At 39.4% G+C, this 21486-nt stretch carries 19 protein-coding genes, 1 rRNA gene and 1 riboswitch; of the genes, 19 read left to right on the forward strand and 1 reads right to left on the reverse strand.

Features of this window, described 5'->3' with window-relative positions; translation table 11 throughout:
- Positions 1–210 precede the first annotated feature (210 nt).
- The 3 genes from rrf (at position 211) to D1Z92_RS16685 (ending at position 1835) form a co-directional block, all read left to right on the forward strand.
- Positions 211–327, forward strand: a 5S ribosomal RNA gene (gene rrf / locus D1Z92_RS16675).
- A gap of 498 nt (positions 328–825) precedes the next feature.
- The gene (locus D1Z92_RS16680; RefSeq protein ID WP_128896818.1) at positions 826–1545 is read left to right on the forward strand and encodes an AzlC family ABC transporter permease; all 720 of its coding nucleotides are present in this window, start codon (positions 826–828) and stop codon (positions 1543–1545) included.
- Positions 1545–1835: an AzlD domain-containing protein gene (locus D1Z92_RS16685; RefSeq protein ID WP_128896819.1), complete on the forward strand. Its 291-nt coding sequence runs from the start codon at positions 1545–1547 to the stop codon at positions 1833–1835. The genes D1Z92_RS16680 and D1Z92_RS16685 overlap by 1 nt, the downstream gene beginning before the upstream one ends.
- Before the next feature lie 309 nt (positions 1836–2144).
- Here the strand turns inward: D1Z92_RS16685 and D1Z92_RS16690 are convergent, their stop codons facing one another.
- A complete protein-coding gene (locus tag D1Z92_RS16690) occupies positions 2145–2660 on the reverse strand; it encodes a hypothetical protein (RefSeq protein ID WP_128896820.1) in 516 nt (171 codons plus the stop codon).
- A 358-nt stretch (positions 2661–3018) separates the two neighbouring features.
- Between D1Z92_RS16690 and D1Z92_RS16695 the strand changes: the two genes are divergently transcribed.
- From D1Z92_RS16695 to purD, 16 genes are all read left to right on the forward strand, one after another.
- A complete protein-coding gene (locus D1Z92_RS16695; RefSeq protein WP_128896821.1) occupies positions 3019–3564 on the forward strand; it encodes an NADPH-dependent FMN reductase in 546 nt (181 codons plus the stop codon).
- 284 nt (positions 3565–3848) lie between these two features.
- Entirely contained in the window at positions 3849–4685 is an 837-nt protein-coding gene (gene modA / locus D1Z92_RS16700) for a molybdate ABC transporter substrate-binding protein (protein WP_128896822.1), read from the forward strand.
- 25 nt (positions 4686–4710) lie between these two features.
- On the forward strand, positions 4711–5397 hold the full coding sequence (gene modB, locus D1Z92_RS16705) for a molybdate ABC transporter permease subunit (protein WP_128896823.1): 687 nt from the start codon (positions 4711–4713) through the stop codon (positions 5395–5397).
- Positions 5398–5486: 89 nt separating this feature from the next.
- Positions 5487–6122, forward strand: coding sequence for an ATP-binding cassette domain-containing protein (locus D1Z92_RS16710; protein ID WP_128896824.1), 636 nt, complete (start codon positions 5487–5489; stop codon positions 6120–6122).
- Positions 6123–6383: 261 nt separating this feature from the next.
- A riboswitch (purine riboswitch) is annotated at positions 6384–6484 on the forward strand.
- 435 nt (positions 6485–6919) lie between these two features.
- Complete coding sequence (gene purE / locus D1Z92_RS16715) at positions 6920–7381, forward strand: 5-(carboxyamino)imidazole ribonucleotide mutase (RefSeq protein WP_128896835.1); 462 nt, start codon at positions 6920–6922, stop codon at positions 7379–7381.
- The gene (purK, locus tag D1Z92_RS16720) at positions 7378–8556 is read left to right on the forward strand and encodes a 5-(carboxyamino)imidazole ribonucleotide synthase (RefSeq protein ID WP_128896825.1); all 1179 of its coding nucleotides are present in this window, start codon (positions 7378–7380) and stop codon (positions 8554–8556) included. Before purE ends, purK begins: the two co-directional genes overlap by 4 nt.
- 39 nt (positions 8557–8595) lie before the next feature.
- Positions 8596–9897, forward strand: coding sequence for an adenylosuccinate lyase (gene purB, locus D1Z92_RS16725; protein WP_128896826.1), 1302 nt, complete (start codon positions 8596–8598; stop codon positions 9895–9897).
- 52 nt (positions 9898–9949) lie between these two features.
- Positions 9950–10843, forward strand: coding sequence for a phosphoribosylaminoimidazolesuccinocarboxamide synthase (locus tag D1Z92_RS16730; RefSeq protein WP_240666791.1), 894 nt, complete (start codon positions 9950–9952; stop codon positions 10841–10843).
- Between the two features lie 111 nt (positions 10844–10954).
- Positions 10955–11203, forward strand: coding sequence for a phosphoribosylformylglycinamidine synthase subunit PurS (gene purS / locus D1Z92_RS16735; RefSeq protein ID WP_128896827.1), 249 nt, complete (start codon positions 10955–10957; stop codon positions 11201–11203).
- Complete coding sequence (purQ, locus tag D1Z92_RS16740; RefSeq protein WP_128896828.1) at positions 11203–11895, forward strand: phosphoribosylformylglycinamidine synthase subunit PurQ; 693 nt, start codon at positions 11203–11205, stop codon at positions 11893–11895. Before purS ends, purQ begins: the two co-directional genes overlap by 1 nt.
- Positions 11873–14128 carry a phosphoribosylformylglycinamidine synthase subunit PurL gene (purL, locus tag D1Z92_RS16745; protein WP_128896829.1) on the forward strand — a complete coding sequence of 752 codons (2256 nt, stop codon included), beginning with the start codon at positions 11873–11875 and terminating at the stop codon, positions 14126–14128. The genes purQ and purL overlap by 23 nt, the downstream gene beginning before the upstream one ends.
- Entirely contained in the window at positions 14125–15585 is a 1461-nt protein-coding gene (purF, locus tag D1Z92_RS16750; protein ID WP_128896830.1) for an amidophosphoribosyltransferase, read from the forward strand. The genes purL and purF overlap by 4 nt, the downstream gene beginning before the upstream one ends.
- A 123-nt stretch (positions 15586–15708) precedes the next feature.
- A complete protein-coding gene (gene purM, locus D1Z92_RS16755; RefSeq protein WP_128896831.1) occupies positions 15709–16749 on the forward strand; it encodes a phosphoribosylformylglycinamidine cyclo-ligase in 1041 nt (346 codons plus the stop codon).
- Positions 16750–17376, forward strand: coding sequence for a phosphoribosylglycinamide formyltransferase (gene purN / locus D1Z92_RS16760; RefSeq protein ID WP_128896832.1), 627 nt, complete (start codon positions 16750–16752; stop codon positions 17374–17376).
- 1 nt (position 17377) lies between these two features.
- Positions 17378–18919, forward strand: a complete 1542-nt coding sequence (purH, locus tag D1Z92_RS16765) for a bifunctional phosphoribosylaminoimidazolecarboxamide formyltransferase/IMP cyclohydrolase (protein WP_128896833.1) — start codon at positions 17378–17380, stop codon at positions 18917–18919.
- A 625-nt stretch (positions 18920–19544) separates the two neighbouring features.
- Positions 19545–20813, forward strand: coding sequence for a phosphoribosylamine--glycine ligase (gene purD, locus D1Z92_RS16770; protein WP_128896834.1), 1269 nt, complete (start codon positions 19545–19547; stop codon positions 20811–20813).
- Positions 20814–21486 lie beyond the last annotated feature (673 nt).

Below are 21486 nucleotides of genomic sequence, written 5' to 3' on the forward strand. Positions count from 1 at the left end.
CCGTATCGGAAGGTGCGGCTGGATCACCTCCTTTCTATGGAGTTTGGATACTCGCTTGCATTCAGTTTTGAGGGTTTAAATGCCTTCAACAACATAAAAAGACTTAACACTTAAAGGTAAGATATTTTGCTAAAGCAAAAATCACCTTTGAATCAAGCCAAACTGGCTGGTCTTTTAAATAGGTTAAATTTTACGATAGTAAAATTTATGTTTGGCAATGATGGCGGAGGGGAACCACACGTTCCCATCTCGAACACGACCGTTAAGCCCTCCAGCGCCGATGGTACTTGGACCGAAGGGTCCTGGGAGAGTAGGACGTTGCCAAGCAGACAAAGCTTATGTCATTAATTTATTTAATGATGTAGGCTTTTTTTTATGAGTTTTATCTACGATAAAATCTCAAACATTAAAGAAATATAGCTTCTTCTGATTTTACGATTAGTTTTGCCAACGGCAAAATCTCAAACATAAAGAAATATAGCTTCTTCTGATTTTACGATTAGTTTTGCCTTTGGCAAAATCTCAAACATTAAAAAAAGATAGAATCATCTGTTTTTTTGCATCTAATAGACAAAATGATTGAAATAATTAACTTTAAGGTTGAAATACTAAAATTAATTTTATGTCAGATTTTAATGTAGTATAATATAACATAATAATTCCATATTGACTTTTAAAAAGGAAATAAAAGTAATATATACGTAAAGCTCTAACTAAAATGGTTTTGCTAAACAAGTTAATCATAATCAATTCTATTTCATTATTAAAGTGTGAATATGATGCTGGAACCCATGTTTTTGCATTTAAAAAAGTAGGGATAAAGGTATGTATAATAAAAGTGAAATAAAATATCAATCTTCAGTTAATGATAACAAAGACTGGATAAAGGGAATCATCGTAGCATTACCTATAGTAATCGGGTATATCCCTATTGCGATAACGTTTGGAATTCTTTCTGTGCAAGCAAACGTACCTCTTTATTATGCAGTACTTATGTCAATACTTGTGTTTGCTGGAGCAAGTCAGTTTGTTGCAATCAGTATGATTTCTGCTGGAGCAGGCAGTATTTCTATCATAACGGCTACACTGGTATTAAATTTAAGACATTTGATTATGAGTATGTCATTAATGAATAAATTTAAAAATATTCCATTATCGTGGAAAGTACCATTATCATTCGGGGTAACAGATGAGGTATTTGCAGTGGCTTCAGCAGCAGAGAAAGAAAGCTCTGAAAAATTTTTAGCTGCGATAACATTATCATCTTATTGTTCTTGGATAGTCGGTACATTAATAGGGGGGTTACTAGCTAACATTATTCCTGCTTCAATTAGCTCTGGGATGTCAATTGCATTGTATGCGATGTTTATAAGTCTTTTAGTACCTTCTATTAGGAAATCTTGGCGCATAGGGGTCATAGCAATTATCAGTGGTTTATTATGTTTTGTATTTTCTGCTTTTTTCGAGCGAGGCTGGGCAATCATAATGGCTACTATAACGGGTAGTTTTTTCGGAATCATATTTAATATAGGAGATGAGGAATAATGGGGATCATGTTAATTATTCTAGGGATGTTTTTAGTTACGTATATTCCTCGTCTTATACCAGTATTTATCGTTGAAAGAGTGACTCTGCCAAAATGGTTAGAAAAGTGGTTAATATGTATTCCATACGCAGCCTTATCTGCATTAATTTTTCCTTCTATTTTAGCAATTGATGAAAATCCATATGTAGGGGTAATAGGTGGACTTGTAGCTATTGTGGCAGCATACTTAAGAGTTCATATCATCTTTGTGATTTTTATTTCAATTTTAACTGTGATAATTATTTCATAAAAAATAACGTTTACACACTTTTAGAGCAACACTGTAAATAGGATCAAAAAACAATGACAAAAGCACAATAATGTAAGATCTTTTGCTTTTGGCAAAGATCATTGGGAATCGAAGATAAGTTACTGGAATTTTTATATAGTTTATTTTTTTGAAGGAATAAAAAAATTATTATTGAAAACGGATACAACTATATGTATAATGATGCTTAATATTGAATTTATAATATCTTTAAACCTTTAAATGTTAGCTCGCCAAAGCAATTTTAAAGGTTTTTTTTCATGAGTTTTGCGTACGGCAAAATCTCAAACATTAGAAAAAAGATTGCTTCAACTTTTTCACTGCCTCATCTAATACTATTTGCAATTCTTCTTTAGAATAAGAACCAGATTTGCCTTGCACATTAACATGAAATGTTTCAGGGTTAGTGCTGACCATGCTTTGTGATGTTCCATCTGAAACAACATAACCTCCGATGCTAGGTACGTAGCTCAAAAATAATAAGTAATTTGTATTTGCTTTTACTTTGTCCACGGATTGATAAAGCATAATGTGTTCACTTTTGTCCTCTCCATAAAAAAAATGATCTACAGATAATATTGCTTTTTGATGAGTAGTAGGATCATCAGGATATCTTGTATCTGGAACTTCTTTTAGTGACTCAACATATACACTTACAATTAAATCTGTTTCTCCTGATAACATTTCATGAATATTATAGATGGGCCAATCTGCGTGTTGCTCACCTATTTCATGAGAATAAATTTCTTTTGTAGAGCAGCCTACAACTAGTAATAGCATGATGATTGAAAATATTATTTTGTTCATCTACTTTTTGCCTCCCAGTCATTTAACTAAATAGACGAAAAAAACAGAAAAGATGTTCCTTGCAAATATAAAAAAATGAATAGTACATCTACCTTTCTAATTAAAGATGGTAAATGTATTTACACGTCTTCCATAATGTAAGATCTTTTGCTGTTGTCAAAAATCATTGGGCATGAAAGCCAAGCTAGTGGGCTTTATATAATACACTTTGTCATACTATAGTATGACAGAGTACATATACCATACTTCTAATGACGTATCCGCTCATCCTACTCATAGAGGATGTTCATAACTTCAAAATACAGTATCCTTTACATATAAGATAAACGATAATAATAAAATGTTGGAGGCGGATGAGATGAAAATTACGATGTTATTAGGTTCTAATCGAAACCAAGCAACAAGCACAACTTTAATGAAATACATGAAAACGATACTAGAAGACAGAGGACATACAGTTCACATATTTGATTTATACAAAGAGCCACTTCCTTTTTACAATCCAGATTATGATATGGAGGAAGATGCAAATGTCATCAAGTTAAAGAAATTAGTAGCGGAAGCAGATGGCATTATTTTAAGTACTCCAGAATATCACGGAAGCATATCTGGAGTGCTTAAAAATGCATTAGATTACTTAGAGCAATATCATTTTGCTGGTAAAGCGGTATTGCCAGTAAGTTCAGCTGGCGGTCCAATTGGGGTTCATTCCTTAACACACCTGCAGACCATCATAAGAAGTTTGCACGGTGTGAACTGCACAGAATGGATTTCCATGGGTGGTAATCAAAGAGAATTTAATGCTCAAAATGAGCCGCAAAATGGAGCATTTAAACAACGGGTTGGTCATGCAATATCTCATTTCGAGAAACTAGCTAATGCTTTACAACAAGTATCTTCTTAAAATCTAACCATATTTATTTTTAGTCGCAAATACGATGCTAACGGTAATAAAGTTAGACTTGTATTTGCGACTTTTTTTGTAAAGTCAGTTTATAGATAAGTTGAATGAACGTGTTCATCCAACTTATTACTGCTAAACATAAGATGGAGAAATCTCCATTTCACAACTTTTACGCTATTCATATTGTTTTCCATTTACAGATGCTAGGCCATGTGTTGCATGAAGTAAAAGAGTAGTGTAATGTTGAAATTGTTTAGATTTACGGAAACATAATTGAAAGTGGAATGAATCATACAATGGCAGTGGTGAACACGTTGAATAACATTATAAATAAAGCTAAAGCACGGACAGCACGGATAATGATTTTTATGTTATGTAGTATGCTCATCCTTACTAGTTGTCAGACTACAGATGAGATTAGTGAAAATACAGAGTTTACCGTTTCCGTTGCTTCGAGTATGTCCAATGTAATGGAAGATATAGTAAAGCAATATGAGCAAACATATGATGATGTAAAGATTACATTAAATTATGGAGGTTCAGGTAAGCTAGCTCAACAAATTACACAAGGAGCTCCTGTGGATGTGTTTGTTTCCGCGAATACATATTGGATGGACAAACTTCATGAAGATGATTTTATCATTTCCAATACACAAAAGACGATTGCTGGAAATACGCTAGTGATGGTTGTAAATAAGAACACTCAGGACAATATTTCATCTTTTGATGAATTAAGCGTAGATAACGTTCAACACATCGCATTGGGAGATCCAGAGACCGTTCCTGCGGGAAAATATGCAAAAGAGGTACTACAATCTATTCAGAAGTGGAATGACGTTGCTTCTCTTATTGTATTGGCGAAAGACGTAAGGCAAGTCTTAACTTACGTTGAATCTGGAAATGTGGATGTAGGTTTTGTTTATGTGAGTGATGCTATGACAAGTGAAGAAGTGCAAATAGTGGGACAAGCAGATAGTGCTTGGCATTCTCCGATTATGTATACCGCTGCAGCAGTTGCGAACAGGAATGAAAGTGAGGCGGCAGAGGCATTTATACAGTATTTAATTTCAGATCAAGCACAGTCTATTTTTGATGACTATGGATTTGAAATGATAGAGTAAAGTGAAGGCGGTGTCAGCTTAGAATATGAACTTCTCTCCTTTGTGGTTATCGTTGAAAGTTGCAGGCACAGCTACTTTCATTGTTTTGATTATTGGTTTGCCGTTAGCAAGATGGATGGCAAGAAGACAATTTTACGGGAAAACGGTTGTGGAATCCATCATTATGCTTCCCATGGTTTTGCCCCCTACTGTTGTAGGGTTTGCTCTGCTTTATTTATTTGGCAAAAATGGATGGATTGGCAGCTGGTTGTGGGAAACATTCGGTTTTCAAATTGTATTTACATGGATTGGAGCCGTGTTGGCAGCTATCGTTGTTTCATTTCCACTCATGTATCAAAGTACGGTTGCTGCTTTTCAAAAATATGATGTGAATGTGGAACATGCCGCCTATACGATGGGAGCATCAAGGTGGAAAGTGTTTTGGACTCTTTCGATGCCATTGGCATGGCCAGGCTTGTTAGCGGGCCTTATTTTAAGCTTTGCTCGATCGTTAGGAGAGTTTGGAGCAACCTTAATGATAGCAGGGTATATTCCCAATAAAACAGATACGATTCCACTGACTATTTACTTTGCAGTGGAGGCAGGGGACAAGGAAACGGCAACGATATGGGTACTTATTATTTTAACACTTGGTTTCAGTGCAGTGTTTTGGTTAAATTGGTGGAGCAAACGAAATGTTTTCGCATTTACCACGGGGAAGAAGGACACATAAAACGATCTATAACGCTTTTTTCGCAACCACTTTAGCAAGGTGACAAGGTTTTGCTTTTGTGTACTCATTTGAAAGGGATGTTCAGGAACATGTTGTCTATAAATTTCACTAAAAAAATTAGCCGCTATACATTACATGTAAACATACAAATGGAAAATGAAATCGTCATTCTGTTCGCCCCTTCTGGTACTGGGAAGACAACCATTCTTCATTGTATTGCAGGTATTATGCAACCAGATGCTGGAGTAATTAATGTCGGTGATAACGTTCTCTTTGAAAAAAATCACAATAAGAAGAAAAGCCTTCCGATACAAAAACGAGACGTTGGCTATGTTTTTCAAGACTATGCACTTTTTCCCCATATGACGGTAAAGAAAAATATTATGTATGCTTTAAAAGAAGAACAAGTGATGAACGGATTAGTGAAAGAGTTAGGTGTAGCTCCATTATTGCATAAATATCCACAGCAAATATCTGGTGGGGAGAAGCAACGAGTTGCTTTAGCGAGGGCACTAGCAGCGGAGCCCAAAGTGTTACTACTAGATGAACCTTTTTCCTCTTTAGATATAGATACGCGAAGACAATGTGGAGATTTGTTGAGGCATATGCAAGGGAAGATGGGCATTCCTGTTTTGATGGTGACGCATGATCGGCAAGAAGCACTAGAACTTGGTCATCGTTTTGTTACGATTCAAGACGGCACAGTGACGACATTAGATTGGTAAAGAGCCAAGATACATAGGACATTTTTACTGTAATACAGCATCGTATCTTTTTCCATATTCATGAAAACACGAACTTTAAAATTAAACAGGTGAATAATGTTCGTATTTATACTTGACATCGCTATGTTAGGAATATAAACTAGATACACGGCATCATGGTTAGTAAATCATTGCTGTCTATTATTTACGTTTACAATGTACAACGTTTAAACTATAAATGAAACAATAACAATAAAAAAGTTACGCTGAAATCATTCATGCCGTAACAACATACTATTTGTTCGTATAATATCGGGAATATGGCCCGAAAGTTTCTACCCAGAACCGTAAATTACTGGACTATGAACAAAGGCGCTTTATCATATGTGTACGTATATGATGGTGTTTTTGTTATTTATTAGTATCGGTTCTATGGGTAGGTTGCTTAGCAACTTGCCCCTTTTTTGTGCAAAAAAGTAACCTTACAAACTTTTAATGATAGAAATAGCGCATTGGATGAACATGCATAGTAGACTAGTTAGTAAATAAGTTGAATGAACAAGTTCAGTCAACTTATTACCACTAAGCATAAGATGAAGAAATTCCAATATGATAACCTTTACGCCTGGCAACTGAGGCGTAAACCTGTATCTTATTATTTCTTCATCTTATATAAAGTTGAATGAACAAGTTCACTCAACTTATTACCACTAAGCATAAGATGAAGAAATTTCTACTTATAGAATGTGCATGTAACCTTAATAAACAAAACGAAAGGGAAGTGACCAGTGGTGTCTGAACTGCAAGTAGGAGTTATTATGGGAAGTAAATCAGATTGGGAAACGATGCAGTACGCTTGTGAGATTTTAGATGAACTTGAAATACCTTACGAGAAAAAAGTGGTGTCCGCACATCGCACACCTGACTATATGTTTGAGTATGCGGAAAGTGCTGCTGATAAAGGCCTTAAAGTCATTATAGCTGGTGCGGGTGGCGCTGCTCATTTACCAGGGATGGTAGCGGCAAAAACCACATTACCTGTGATAGGGGTACCTGTTAAATCTTCTCACTTAAACGGAATGGATTCGTTACTTTCTATTGTACAAATGCCAGCAGGTATTCCTGTTGCTACAGTAGCCATTGGAAAAGCAGGCGCATCTAATGCTGGATTACTTGCAGCACAAATCATTGGAGCTTTCGAACACGATGTAGCAAGGAAGATAAAAGATCGCCGGGAATCTATTAAACAAAAAGTGATGGAAAGCGGGGAAGAAATATGAGCCAGCTTCCTATTATGCCTGGTGCTCATATTGGTATTTTAGGTGGTGGACAGTTAGGTAGAATGATGGCATTGGCAGGCAGCCATATGGGCTATCGCTTTACTGTCCTTGACCCTTCTGAAGATGCCCCATGTGCACAAGTTGCAAATGAACATATACAAGCAGCTTTTGACGATAAGCATGCGGCATCCTTGCTAGCATCCAAAGTAGATGTCATTACGTATGAGTTTGAAAATATAGATGCCAATATGGTGGAACACTTACAACAACATGCCCTTGTGCCACAAGGAAGTGAATTGCTGCATACGACACAGCACCGTTGGCGAGAGAAAGAGTCGTTAGTAAAAGCGGGAGTAAGTGTGGCTCCATACCGTGAAATTACAATGCTGTCGCAATTAAAATCGGCCATTGAGGAATTAGGCACGCCTTCCGTTTTAAAAACGGCGAGTGGGGGATATGATGGAAAAGGACAAGTGGTCATTCATGATGCGGATGAATGCGAAGCGGCGTTTTCCAAACTTATTGTCATGAATCAACAACTTGTTTTAGAACAGTTCATTGACTACGAGCAAGAAATATCTGTTATTGTTGCAAGGAATAAAGCAGGAGAATGCAAAGTCTTCCCTGTAGCAGAAAATATTCACGTAGACAATATACTACATTGTACTATTGTACCGGCACGTATTTCCCAGGAAATGACGAAAAAAGCTGAAAATGTCGCCCTCCGTATTGCGCAATCGTTTCAACTGTGTGGGTTGCTTGCAGTAGAAATGTTCGTTGGCAGAGATGGTGAGATTTATGTGAATGAATTAGCGCCGAGACCGCACAATTCAGGACATTTTACAATGGAAGCATGTGCGACATCACAATTTGAACAACATATCCGTGCGGTTTGTAATTTGAAGCTAGGTGCTACAGACTTGCTTACTCCGGTGGTGATGGTGAATATTCTAGGGGAGCATGTCGATACTGTGCAAGATTGGATGAATAAAAAAGAGAGCATACCGAGCGGCATCATACAGAAAATTCATTTCTATGGTAAAACAGAAAAAAAACCGAAACGGAAAATGGGGCATCTTAATCTTCTTAGCGAACAGGCGGATCTTGCGTTACAATGGATAGAGGAAAGTAGGATTTGGACAACACAAAGCAAAGTATATCAGCAACAAAATTGAAAATCTTGCTTTCAAAGATAAAACAGTGGAGGAATACACATGATTGATCGTTACAGTAGAGAAGAAATGTCAGCGATTTGGACTGAGGAGAACAAATTTAGAGCGTGGCTAGAAGTTGAAATTTGTAGTAATGAGGCGTGGGCGGATTTAGGTGTCATTCCAGAAGAAGACGTAAAAAAAATACGTGACAAAGCTGACTTTAATATGGACCGCATTACAGAAATAGAACAACAAACAAAACACGATGTTATCGCTTTTACAAGAGCAGTATCCGAGACATTAGGAGAAGAAAGAAAGTGGGTTCACTACGGCTTGACTTCTACCGATGTGGTGGATACAGCTAACGGATATTTATTAAAGCAAGCGAATGAAATATTAGACCGTGATTTGAAACAATTTATTTCTATTTTAAAAGAGAAAGCATTAGAGCATAAAGATACCGTTATGATGGGGCGTACTCACGGTGTTCATGCAGAGCCTACCACATTTGGCTTAAAGTTAGCATTGTGGTTTGAAGAAATGAAAAGAAATATAGAACGGTTTAGAACTGCTGCAAAAGATGTGGAATTTGGCAAAATCTCTGGAGCTGTAGGTAATTATGCAAATATAGATCCTGCTATCGAAACTATGGTATGCGAGAAGTTAGGCATTTCACCCGCACCGATTTCCACACAAACATTGCAGCGTGACCGACATGCTTATTACATGGCAACATTAGCACTTATCGCAACGTCTTTAGAAAAAATGGCGACCGAAATTCGAGGATTGCAAAAAAGTGAGTTTCGTGAAGTTGAAGAATCTTTTTCTAAAGGACAAAAAGGATCTTCTGCTATGCCACATAAGCGTAACCCGATTGGCAGTGAAAACATTTCAGGGTTAGCGAGAGTGATTCGCGGTTATATGACGTCATCCTATGAAAACGTGCCATTGTGGCATGAAAGAGATATTTCTCACTCTTCTGTAGAACGAATCATATTACCTGATGCAACGATTTTACTAGACTACATGCTAAATCGATTCGGTAACATCGTCAAAAATCTGACTGTTTTCCCTGAAAACATGAGAAAAAATATGGAGCGAACTTACGGGGTTCCATTCTCAGGAAGAGTCATGACTAAATTAATTGACAAAGGATTATCTCGTGAGCAGGCGTATGACTCTGTTCAACCGAAAGCGATGCAAGCTTGGGAATCCCAACAGCATTTCAAGCAGATTGTTCTTACATCAGAAGATATTACCTCCTACTTAAGTGTAGATGAGATCGAAGATTGCTTTAATCCAAACTGGTACGTCAAACATGTCGATACGATATTTAACAGATTAGGGCTTACACCATCGTAAGTTATTGTAAAAATCGTGAAATGTACACTTCATCATAAAAGGGGAGAATATTTTGCAGACAAATGTAACAGATCCAATCATCACAGCTGTTCATGATATAGATGCTCCATTAGTTCATAAAGGTAAAGTGAGAGAGCTGTATGATCTAGGAGATCAATATCTTATTGTCGTAACGGATGTCGTTTCTGCATTTGATCATATTTTACAACCTGGTATTCCTAATAAGGGGAATGTGTTAAATCAATTGAGTGCTTTTTGGTTTCAACATACGAAGCATCTCATCGCTAACCATATGGTGCATACAAACATTGAAGCGCTAAAAGGTGTATGTAAAGACCCTAAAAAGTATAAAGATCGTATCATGGTCGTTCAAAAAGCAAAACGTATAGATATTGAATGTGTTGTCAGAGGATATATTACCGGTAACGGTTGGCGTCAATATGAACAGACAGGGCAAATCAACGGGCAAACATTACCGAAAGGTCTTCGCAAAAACCAAAAATTAGACATGCCTATATTCACACCATCTATGAAGCGTGATGAAGGACATGATGAAGATATTAGTATGAAGCAGTTACAAGAACAAGTTGGGGAGAAAATGGCCGATGTGCTGATGCAATGGAGCATTGCTTTGTATGCATTTGCAGCTAACTATTGTGAGCAAAAAGGCATTGTACTCGCAGATTGTAAATTAGAATTCGGTTTAATACAAGATCAGCTCCTATTGATTGACGAATGTTTTACGCCTGACTCTTCTCGATTTTGGGAAAAAAATAAATATAAATTAGATGTAGAAATAGAGAGTATGGATAAAGAAATCATAAGAACATACTTGTTAGAAGAAGCGAAATGGGATCGAAATAGTGAGCCCCCAACGTTGTCAGATGAGGTTGTTGAGTTGGCCAGCACGAAATATGTTGAGATTTTACAAAAAATTGTAAGCTGAAAATGGCAAGGCAGACACATGATATCAGATGAAAAAATGATGGAATATAAGTTTACCATTCATTAGCCAGATGTAAATAAAAAACCATAACATATTAAGGGAGGACCAGCAATGATTAACGCACGAGTATATGTAACGATCAAACAAAGTGTATTGGATCCACAAGGGAATGCAGTACAAAATTCATTGCATTCCATGGGATTTAAAGAAGTAGAAAAAGTTAGAGTCGGAAAATTTTTAGAAATTAAACTAGATACAGTGGACCGACAAGAAGCGGAAAAAAGAGTAAGGGACATGTGTGAACAGTTACTTGCGAATACCGTAATCGAAGATTACCGCTTTGAATTGGAGGGACTGTAATGCACGTTGCAGTACTTGTTTTTCCAGGATCTAATTGTGATGTTGATTGTTACAAAGCAGTGGAGCAAACGATGGAGCAGCCTGTTTCCTACGTATGGCATGATAAAGATGATTTAACGGCCTATGACGGTATTATCATACCAGGTGGGTTCTCTTATGGGGACTATTTACGCTCAGGTTCTATCGCTCGTTTCGCTCCAGTGATGAGTGCGTTAGTTAAGGCAGCAGAAGAAGGGAAATGGATACTAGGAATCTGCAATGGTTTTCAAATTTTATTAGAAGCAGGCTTATTACCAGGAGCCATGTTGAAAAATGAAAACTTAAAATTTCAATGTTTTCAAAGCACATTGACGGTTGAAAACAATCAAACAGTGTTTACTTCTGATTATGAGCATCAAGAAAAAATCACCATTCCGATCGCACATGGGGAAGGAAATTATTATTGTGATCCCCAGACGCTGGCGCAACTGGAACAACACAATCAGATTGTTTTCCGTTACGCAGACCATAATCCAAATGGATCGGTGGATCATATAGCAGGAATATGTAATAAGCAAGGCAATGTACTAGGTATGATGCCGCATCCAGAAAGAGCCATACATGATTGGTTAGGATCCGCAGATGGAAGACGCATGTTTACGTCAATTTTAAAAGCTTGGAGGGAACATCATGACACAGTTATCAACAGCTAAGGAGCCGACAGCAGAGCAAATTGAATCATTGCAACTATATAAACAAATGGGTGTGTCCGATCACGAATTTGAACTCATTTGCTCCTTTTTAGGTCGGAAACCTAATTACACTGAAATTGGTGTGTTTAGTGTCATGTGGTCTGAACATTGCGCTTATAAAAATTCAAAGCCGATCTTAAGCCGTTTTCCTACGACAGGAGAGCGAGTGCTTGTCGGTCCAGGTGAAGGCGCAGGAATTGTTGACATAGGGGACAATCAAGCCGTTGTTTTTAAAATTGAAAGTCATAATCACCCTTCTGCTGTGGAACCTTTCCAAGGTGCAGCAACGGGAGTAGGCGGAATCATTAGAGATATATTTTCTATGGGTGCTCGTCCGATTGCTTTGTTGAATTCGTTGCGATTTGGAAACTTAGAAAATGATAGAGTCAAATACTTGTTTGAGCATGTCGTAAGTGGTATAGCTGGCTACGGTAATTGCATTGGTATACCGACTGTTGGTGGAGAAGTCATGTTTGATGAAAGTTACGAGGGGAATCCACTTGTCAATGCAATGTGTGTGGGATTGATTGACCATGAGGATATCCAGAAGGGGATTGCCAAAGGGATTGGGAATCCAGTCTACTACGTAGGTCCTGCGACGGGAAGAGATGGTATACATGGTGCAACTTTTGCTTCCGAAGAGTTAAATGAAGATTCCGATTCCAAACGTCCTTCCGTACAAGTGGGAGATCCTTTTATGGAAAAGCTTGTGATGGAAGCGTGCTTGGAGTTAATACAATCCGGTATCGTACTAGGTATTCAGGATATGGGTGCAGCAGGACTCACTTGCTCAAGTGCGGAAATGGCGAGTAAAGCAGGAAACGGCATGGAGCTTTACCTTGACCAAGTCCCACAGCGTGAAGAAGGTATGACACCGTATGAAATGATGTTGTCTGAGTCCCAAGAGCGTATGTTGTTTGTCATCGAAGAGCAACATGAAGACCAAGCCAAAGCGATATTTGCTAAATGGGGACTAGATTGTCCGAAAGTAGGCAAGGTAACGGATGACGGGAATTTAACGTTAATTCATCACGGTGAAAAGGTAGCGGAAATGCCCGTATCTGCATTAGTAGATGAATGTCCAGTCTATGAAAAACCATCGCAAGTACCTGCTTACTATCAGGAAAGTGAAAGTTTCGACTCTACTAAATATGAAGAAATACAAGATTTAAATGAAGCACTAGAACGCATACTTGCTTCTCCTACCGTGGCGAGCAAGGAATGGGTATATCATCAATACGATTATATGGTTCGCACGAATACAGCCATTCACCCAGGTTCGGATGCGGCGGTGGTTGCTATTGAAGGAAGTAACAAGGCACTTGCGATGACAACGGATTGTAACGGTAGATACGTGTATTTAGACCCTTACGTTGGTGGAAAAATTGCCGTGAGTGAAGCTGCGCGTAATGTGGTATGTTCTGGTGCTGAACCACTTGCTATCACAGATAACTTAAACTTTGGCAGTCCGGAGAAACCAGAAATTTTCTGGCAGTTGGAACAAGCAGCTGATGGGGTATCCCAAGCTTGCGAATCATTATCTACGCCGGTTATCGGAGGTAATGTAAGTTTATACAACGAAAATGCGAACGGTGCTATTTATCCTACTCCTGTTATTGGTATGGTGGGCTTAGTTCATGATGTGAATCACATGACGACGCAATCTTTTAAAACAGCTGGAGATGTTATATATGTATTAGGGGAAACGAAAGCTGAGCTAGGCGGAAGTGAATTTCAACATGTGGTGTTTGGAAAAACAGAAGGTAGACCTCCAGAACTAGATTTACAGAAAGAGAAAGCGCTGCAAGCGGCTGTGCTGCATATGATTCAAAGCGGTTGGATCAATTCTGCGCATGATTGTTCCGAAGGAGGGCTAGCTACAGCCATTGCGGAAAGTTGTATTTCAGGTGGAATTGGCGCTGCGGTGGAAGTAGATATGGATTTACGACATGACATTGCTATGTTTTCTGAAAGTCAATCTCGTATTGTTTTGAGTATTCAACCAGAATGGCAAACACAGTTTGAAACTTACATGTCAGAAACGAATGTACCATGGCAAAACATTGGTGAAGTTGGTGGAGAGCAGCTTCAAGTGAAGAAGCAACATGAAGTCATCATTGATGCTTCTGTATCGAGATTAACTGCTATTTGGAAAGAAGCTATTCCAGCTAAGATGAGAGGCGAGCAATCATGAAGCATTGGTCAGGTCATTTTTACAATGAAGGGCATAACGATGAAATCTTTGACAAGCTGCATGAAGAATGTGGAGTCTTTGCGGTATACGGTCACGAAGAAGCAGCAAACCTCTGCTATTATGGTTTGCACGCACTGCAACATCGTGGTCAGGAAAGTGCTGGCATCTGTACAAATACTGGTACAGCATTTCATCATCATCGCGGAATGGGATTAGTGAAAGAAGCGTTTACTACTCAACATTTACAACAGCTAAAAGGTGATACGGCGATTGCCCATGTAAGGTACTCCACCTCGGGTGAGAGTAAAGTGGAAAATGCACAACCACTCGTTTTAAAATATCGAGAAGGTGACTTAGCCATTGCTACAAATGGAAATATCGTCAACGCAAAGCAACTGAGAGCGAAGCTAGAACGAGACGGCTCTATTTTCCAAACTTCCAGTGATACCGAAGTGGTAGCTCATCTTATTGCACGTTCCAAATGCAGCAATATCGTAGATGCGGTAAAAGAAGCACTTTCTCATATTGAAGGAGCGTACGCCTTTTTATTTATGACAAAGGATAAACTCATTGCGGCTCTAGATCCAGGAGGTTTTCGTCCGTTTTCGATAGGAAAGTTAGGAGAAGCGTTTATTTTTGCATCGGAAACTTGCGCTTTTGACGCTATTGGAGCAACGTATTTGCGCGATGTGCAGCCCGGTGAACTGATTGTCATGGATGAGCAAGGAATGCAATCTGAAACATATATGGAAGACAAAAAATCCATATGTGCCATGGAATATATTTATTTTGCTAGACCAGACAGCGACATCCAGCAAATTAATGTGCATACAGCACGTAAAAGAATGGGCAAACAACTTGCTTTGGAATCCTTTGTCGATGCAGATGTAGTAACGGGAGTGCCTGATTCTAGCATATCCGCTGCCATTGGATTTGCCGAACAAACTGGAATTCCATACGAACTAGGTTTAGTAAAAAATAGATATGCAGGGCGTACCTTCATCCAGCCAAGTCAAGAATTGCGTGAGCAAGGGGTAAAGATGAAGTTAAGCGCTGTTAGAAAAGTAGTGGAAGGGAAGCGGGTCGTTATGATCGATGATTCGATTGTGCGCGGAACGACCAGCATGCGCATTGTCAATATGCTGCGTGAGGCAGGGGCGAAAGAAGTGCATGTTCGAATTACTTCTCCACCTTTTAAAAATCCATGTTTTTATGGTATTGATACACCAACAAGTAAAGAGTTGATCGCATCGGAAAAAACGGTTGCGGAGATTTGCGAAGCGATACAAGCGGATTCTCTTCACTTTTTATCGGAGCAAAGCTTAATTAAATCGATAGGAAATCATCCAGGATTAGAAGAACACGGGATGTGTTTGGCTTGTTTTAATCATCAGTATCCAACGGAAGTGTATCAAGACGAATCAGAATCAGAGAGTAAGCAAACTTGTTGCAATTAGAAAGATGTATTTACTTTAGCATAAGCATGAAAATGTGACTATATGCTGTACATGATCATAATGTAAGTACATGCTCATGGTGATTTAATCTAGCTCAACAACAAAGTAGGGGGAGAACGAGGAATGTCTGAAGCTTATAAACAAGCAGGTGTCAACATTGCTGCTGGCAATGAAGCAGTGAAAAGAATGAAGAAACATGTGGAAAAGACACTCCGTCCGGAAGTGTTGAGCGGACTAGGTGGATTCGGTGGTTTATTTGCATTAAATAAAGAAAAATATGAAGAACCTGTGCTAGTTTCGGGAACAGATGGAGTGGGAACGAAACTCAAATTAGCATTTGCTATGGATCAACATGATACGATTGGTATCGATGCCGTTGCCATGTGTGTAAACGATATTCTCGTACAAGGAGCAGAGCCACTATTTTTTCTTGACTACATCGCTTGCGGAACATTGTTGCCAGAAAAAGTAGAACATATCGTTAAAGGAATTAGCGAAGGGTGCCAGCAAGCAAATTGTGCACTTATTGGCGGTGAAACTGCGGAGATGCCAGGTATGTATGCTGATGGCGAATATGATATTGCTGGATTTACGGTCGGTATAGTAGATAAGTCTCGCATTATCGACGGTACGAATATTCAAGAAGGAGATATCGTACTCGGACTGTCTTCTAGTGGAGTGCACAGCAACGGTTTTTCCTTAGTGCGCAAAGTGTTGCTAGAAGAGCAAGGTCTAGCCCTTGATGATCATGTTACTCAGCTAGGACAAACATTAGGCGCATGCTTACTGACACCAACAAAAATATATGCCAAAACTGTACTACCACTACTGGAGCAAATAAATATAAAAGGAATGTCTCATATTACGGGCGGTGGCTTCATAGAAAATATTCCAAGAATGTTGCCACAAGGGGTTAATGTCAACATAGCGACAAATACTTGGCCTATTCCTCCCATCTTTGATTTGTTAGTGGAAAAAGGGAACATGTCTAAAAAGGATGCGTATACGACATTTAATATGGGCATTGGATATATGATCGTCGTTTCACCTGACGAGAAAGAAAGAGCAATGGAATGCATACAGCAATTAGGTGAAGAAGTATATGAAATAGGGACGGTTACAGCTGGTCAGCAAGACGTGACGTTTGATGGAGTGCAATGGTAAATGAGTACATTTCGTATTGCAGTATTTGCGTCAGGAGACGGTTCAAATTTTCAAGCGATTGTAGATCAAGTACACGCTGGCACACTTGATGTGCATATCGAGTTGCTCATATGTGATAATAAAACAGCGAAGGTAATACAAAAAGCAGAGGAAGCGGGCATTGACGTTTTTGTGTTCGATCCCAAAGCGTATGAATCAAAACAACAATACGAAGCACACATTGTGGAGGAACTAAAGGAAAGAAACGTGGCTTTGCTCGTCCTTGCAGGTTATATGCGTTTATTGAGCTCCACGCTACTCACACCATATCAAGGAAGAGTGATCAACATCCATCCATCTTTGTTGCCGGCTTTTCCCGGTAAAAATGGGTTGCAAGATGCGATGGAATATGGGGTGAAAGTAACAGGATGCACCGTTCATTTTGTAGATGATGGAATGGATAGTGGTCCTGTTATTGCGCAGCGGGTCATGGACATAAAGGAAGAAGATACACTGGCGTTGCTCAGTCAAAAAATGAAGCAATTAGAGCATCAGTTATATCCGGAAGTCATTCAACAATGTAGAGAAGGTCGTATTATTTTAAAAGATAGAAGAGTTATCGTTGCAAAAGATATAGGGGGGAACTAACTTGGCAATCAAGAGAGCATTAATTAGTGTGTCTGATAAAGCAGGTGTAGTAGATTTTGCTGCTGCATTAGTAAAAGCAGGCGTAGAAATTATTTCAACGGGTGGAACGAAAAAACTGTTACAAGCACATAACATACAAGTGACAGGCATATCGGATGTGACCTCATTTCCAGAAATATTAGATGGTAGGGTAAAAACATTACACCCAGCTGTACACAGCGGTTTGCTTGCTGTTCGAGACAATGAGGAGCATGTACAGCAATTAAAAGAACTACATTTAGACTTTATAGATCTTGTTGTTGTTAATTTATATCCGTTCAAACAGACGGTGGCAAAGCCAGACGTGACTTACGAGGATGCAATTGAAAATATTGATATTGGTGGACCTTCTATGCTTCGCGCTGCGGCAAAAAATCATGCATTCGTGACAGTCGTTGTCGATGCAACAGATTACACTGCTGTGTTAGCACAATTAGAGCAGCAAGGAGATACGGATTTAGCTTTGAGAAAGCAGCTAGCGGCAAAAGTATTTAGACATACGGCAGCTTACGATGCATTGATTGCGGACTACTTGTGTAAACAGAGTGGAGAGCCATTCCCAGAAAAGCTAACGGTAACGTATGAAAAAGTACAGGATTTGCGATACGGTGAAAACCCGCATCAACGCGCAGCTTTTTATCAGAAGCCACTGGCATCCAGTACGACGATTGCAACAGCAAAACAATTGCACGGAAAAGCATTATCATACAACAATATTAACGATGCAGATGCAGCATTACAAATCGTGAAAGAGTTTAGCGAACCTGCTGTGGTTGCGGTGAAACATATGAATCCTTGCGGAGTAGGCATTGGTACAACTATTGCTGAAGCTTATCAAAAAGCATATGAAGCGGATTCCACTTCCATTTTTGGTGGTATCGTTGCTGCCAATCGTGAAGTAGATAAAGAAACAGCTTTGATGTTACATGAAATTTTTCTTGAAATTATTATTGCTCCTTCCTTCTCAGCGGAAGCGATCGAGGTATTATCTCAGAAAAAAAATATTCGCTTATTGCAATGTGATATGCAAGTAGATCGAAGTATAAAACAACAAATGCTCAAAGATGTAGACGGCGGCGTTTTGATTCAAGACATGGATCAATTACAGCTTACGGACGAAGATCTAAAAGTGGTAACGAAACGTGAGCCAACGGATGAAGAAGTAAAGCAGTTACTATTTGCGTGGAAAGTCGTAAAGCACGTGAAGTCTAATGCGATTGTGTTGGCAAAACATAATATGACTATCGGCATCGGTGCTGGGCAGATGAATCGTGTTGGCGCAGCAAATATTGCTATTGAGCAAGCGAAAGAACAAGCAAAAGGAAGCGTGCTTGCTTCAGATGCTTTTTTCCCGATGGGCGACACGCTTAAATTAGCGGCGGAAGCTGGTATTACAGCGGTCATTCAACCTGGTGGGTCGATTCGTGATGAAGAGTCGATTGAAGTTGCGAATGTGTATGGGGTATCCATGCTCTTCACAAGCATCCGCCACTTCAAACATTAGAGGTTACCTTAAGTTCCGGGCGGCTATAGCCTGCGCATCTTTTTGTTGGCTTGTCGCTGTGCTGCTCACGTAGCGGTCTACGCTCCGCTGCTCGCTCCGGCGCCGCCTCAATCTGCTTGACTCTAGCCACCCTACACTTAAGCTTTCCTTGACCCCGTGAGAAACTTCATTGAGAAGCTGCATGATAGTAGCTCACAGGAGCATCATGATTGTATCTCGAGGGAGTGTTTTGGGTGTTGCTACGAAGGTGTAGCGTTATGCTTCGAAGTCCCGACCATCGCTGCGCCCGGTCGGTAGTGGGGTAGCTCACAGGAGCATCATGATTGTATCTCGAGGGAGTGTCTTGGGTGCTGCTACGGAGGTGTAGGCTTATGCTTCGAAGTCCCCGACCATCGCTGCGCCCGGTCGGTAGTGGGGTAGCTCACAGGAGCTTTATGTGGGTAGCTCGAGGGAGTGTTTTGGGTGCTGTTACGGAGGTGTAGGCTTATGCTTCGAGGCCCCGACCATCGCTTTGCCCGGTCGGGAATGGAGTAGCTCACAGGAGCATCATGATTGTAGCTCAGGTAGTTCTGACCATTGCTTTGCTCAGTCAGGTGAATGATATATAGAAAGGGGAATGTTTTACGTGAATGTATTAGTCATTGGTCGTGGCGGGAGAGAGCATACGATAATCTGGTCACTGAAAAAAAGTGCGAAGGTGAATCAAGTGTATTGTGCACCTGGTAATGCTGGAATTTCACAGATGGCGACGTGTATCCCATACGATGAATTGCAGTTTGATGCATTATGTAAATTTGCTAAGGAAAATGCTATTGATTTGGTCATTGTTGGCCCTGAAGAACCGTTGTTCCGCGGTGCTGTAGATGCGTTTGAGGCAGCAGGGATTCCTGCGTTTGGTCCTAATAAAGATGCGGCAATCATTGAAGGAAGTAAGGCATTCAGTAAATCGTTAATGAAAAAGTATGATATACCTACGGCGCAGTTTGCTGCTTTTACGGAATATGAAGCAGCTTTAGATTATTTGCATAAACAGAAAGCACCTATTGTGATTAAGGCGGATGGACTGGCTGCTGGAAAAGGTGTGACGGTAGCACAGACGATGGAAGAAGCGGAAGAGGCTTTGAAGCAAATGATGGTGGAGAAGTCATTTGGAGAAGCGGGGAATGAGGTTGTTATCGAGGAATGCTTGTTTGGACAAGAGATGTCTATTTTAGCATTTGTGGACGGAGAGACGGTACGACCGATGGTTCCTTCACAAGATCATAAACCGATTTTCGATGGAGATAAAGGACCGAATACGGGTGGAATGGGTACGTATTCTCCTGTACCCCATATAGGACAAGATGTGGTGGATGAGGCGATACAAAAGGTGCTGATTCCTGCTGCAAAAGCGATGGTAGCAGAAGGAAGACACTTTAAAGGGGTGCTTTACGCTGGTCTAATGATGACAGAGAGTGGAGTAAAGACGATTGAATTTAATTGTCGTTTTGGTGATCCTGAAACACAGGTTGTTTTGCCAAGGCTGGAGTCCGAGTTGGTGGACGTTTTCCAAGCTGTTGTGGAAGGGACGTTACATGAAGTAGAAATGAAATGGAGCGAAGATGCAGCGGTATGTGTTGTGCTTGCCTCCGAAGGATATCCAGGTGCTTACCCTAAAGGGAAACACATAAAGGGCCTGGATAATGTAAAAGATGCTGTCGTTTTTCACGCAGGTACGAAGTGGAATGAGGAGCAAATGACGACAGCTGGTGGAAGAGTGTTAGGCGTAACTGCCAAAGGCGCTACTTTAGCAGAGGCTCAGCAAAATGCTTATAAAAGCTTGGAGCATATACACTTTGATGGTATGCAATTTCGCAAAGATATTGCGGATAAAGCATTGCTTGCTCTAAAGTAACATCATGGATGATTGGACTGATTTGTGGTGCATGGACTTCTATCTTTTGCATGTTAAGGTAGAGGGACATGTACTTTTTAGTATATTAGTATAACTAAACATTTGTTTATTTGTTAGAATGAAAAAGAAAATAGAAGAATAATCTAGCAAAGTTAATATAATAAACGATAAATCAATTTTAATTAAATTTGTTTTTAAATAAACAAACGATTACAATATAAATGTATTCAAATCAAGTGAAAGAAAGGATGAGTATAATGTGGGATTGGATTGATGATGTAAGATAAGGAAAAGTAAAAACAAAAAGTTTGCAGAAATAAGAAGCTACTTACCTTAAATAAATCTTTTTAAGGTGTAGCTTCTTTTTACATTAACCTCTGATTTAGAGATTTTTTATTCCTTGGAACTCCGCAATGAAAGGAGAGATATATTCGTGGTCAACGCTTAGAAGCGATATAATACCCAGTTATGAAATAGTATCATTGGAATAAGTGATACAATAGTTTTATAAACGAGTCCACAAGGCGGTGTAACGTATGAAATGGGAAGAAGTTAGAAAAATATATCCAAATAAATTTGGTGAACTACACGCCACTTAACACCCTTACGGGTCGTTTGAAGTGGATGCTTCTTGGGAAGTAGATACTTTTGTTAGCTATCTATATTTACCAAG

This window comes from Longirhabdus pacifica (genome assembly GCF_004115085.1).
In the GTDB taxonomy this organism is placed as follows: domain Bacteria; phylum Bacillota; class Bacilli; order Paenibacillales; family DSM-105158; genus Longirhabdus; species Longirhabdus pacifica.

What these genes read in the sequence shown, in the direction of transcription:
- D1Z92_RS16680 (WP_128896818.1), top strand. Translation starts at nt 826, where the DNA reads ATGTATAATAAAAGTGAAATAAAATATCAATCTTCAGTTAATGATAAC.
- purS (WP_128896827.1), top strand. Translation starts at nt 10,955, where the DNA reads ATGATTAACGCACGAGTATATGTAACGATCAAACAAAGTGTATTGGAT.
- purE (WP_128896835.1), top strand. Translation starts at nt 6,920, where the DNA reads ATGGGAAGTAAATCAGATTGGGAAACGATGCAGTACGCTTGTGAGATT.
- D1Z92_RS16685 (WP_128896819.1), top strand. Translation starts at nt 1,545, where the DNA reads ATGGGGATCATGTTAATTATTCTAGGGATGTTTTTAGTTACGTATATT.
- modB (WP_128896823.1), top strand. Translation starts at nt 4,711, where the DNA reads ATGAACTTCTCTCCTTTGTGGTTATCGTTGAAAGTTGCAGGCACAGCT.
- purN (WP_128896832.1), top strand. Translation starts at nt 16,750, where the DNA reads ATGAGTACATTTCGTATTGCAGTATTTGCGTCAGGAGACGGTTCAAAT.
- D1Z92_RS16690 (WP_128896820.1), bottom strand. Translation starts at nt 2,660, where the DNA reads ATGAACAAAATAATATTTTCAATCATCATGCTATTACTAGTTGTAGGC.
- modA (WP_128896822.1), top strand. Translation starts at nt 3,849, where the DNA reads ATGAATCATACAATGGCAGTGGTGAACACGTTGAATAACATTATAAAT.
- purF (WP_128896830.1), top strand. Translation starts at nt 14,125, where the DNA reads ATGAAGCATTGGTCAGGTCATTTTTACAATGAAGGGCATAACGATGAA.
- purL (WP_128896829.1), top strand. Translation starts at nt 11,873, where the DNA reads ATGACACAGTTATCAACAGCTAAGGAGCCGACAGCAGAGCAAATTGAA.
- D1Z92_RS16710 (WP_128896824.1), top strand. Translation starts at nt 5,487, where the DNA reads ATGTTGTCTATAAATTTCACTAAAAAAATTAGCCGCTATACATTACAT.
- purK (WP_128896825.1), top strand. Translation starts at nt 7,378, where the DNA reads ATGAGCCAGCTTCCTATTATGCCTGGTGCTCATATTGGTATTTTAGGT.
- purB (WP_128896826.1), top strand. Translation starts at nt 8,596, where the DNA reads ATGATTGATCGTTACAGTAGAGAAGAAATGTCAGCGATTTGGACTGAG.
- purQ (WP_128896828.1), top strand. Translation starts at nt 11,203, where the DNA reads ATGCACGTTGCAGTACTTGTTTTTCCAGGATCTAATTGTGATGTTGAT.
- D1Z92_RS16695 (WP_128896821.1), top strand. Translation starts at nt 3,019, where the DNA reads ATGAAAATTACGATGTTATTAGGTTCTAATCGAAACCAAGCAACAAGC.
- purM (WP_128896831.1), top strand. Translation starts at nt 15,709, where the DNA reads ATGTCTGAAGCTTATAAACAAGCAGGTGTCAACATTGCTGCTGGCAAT.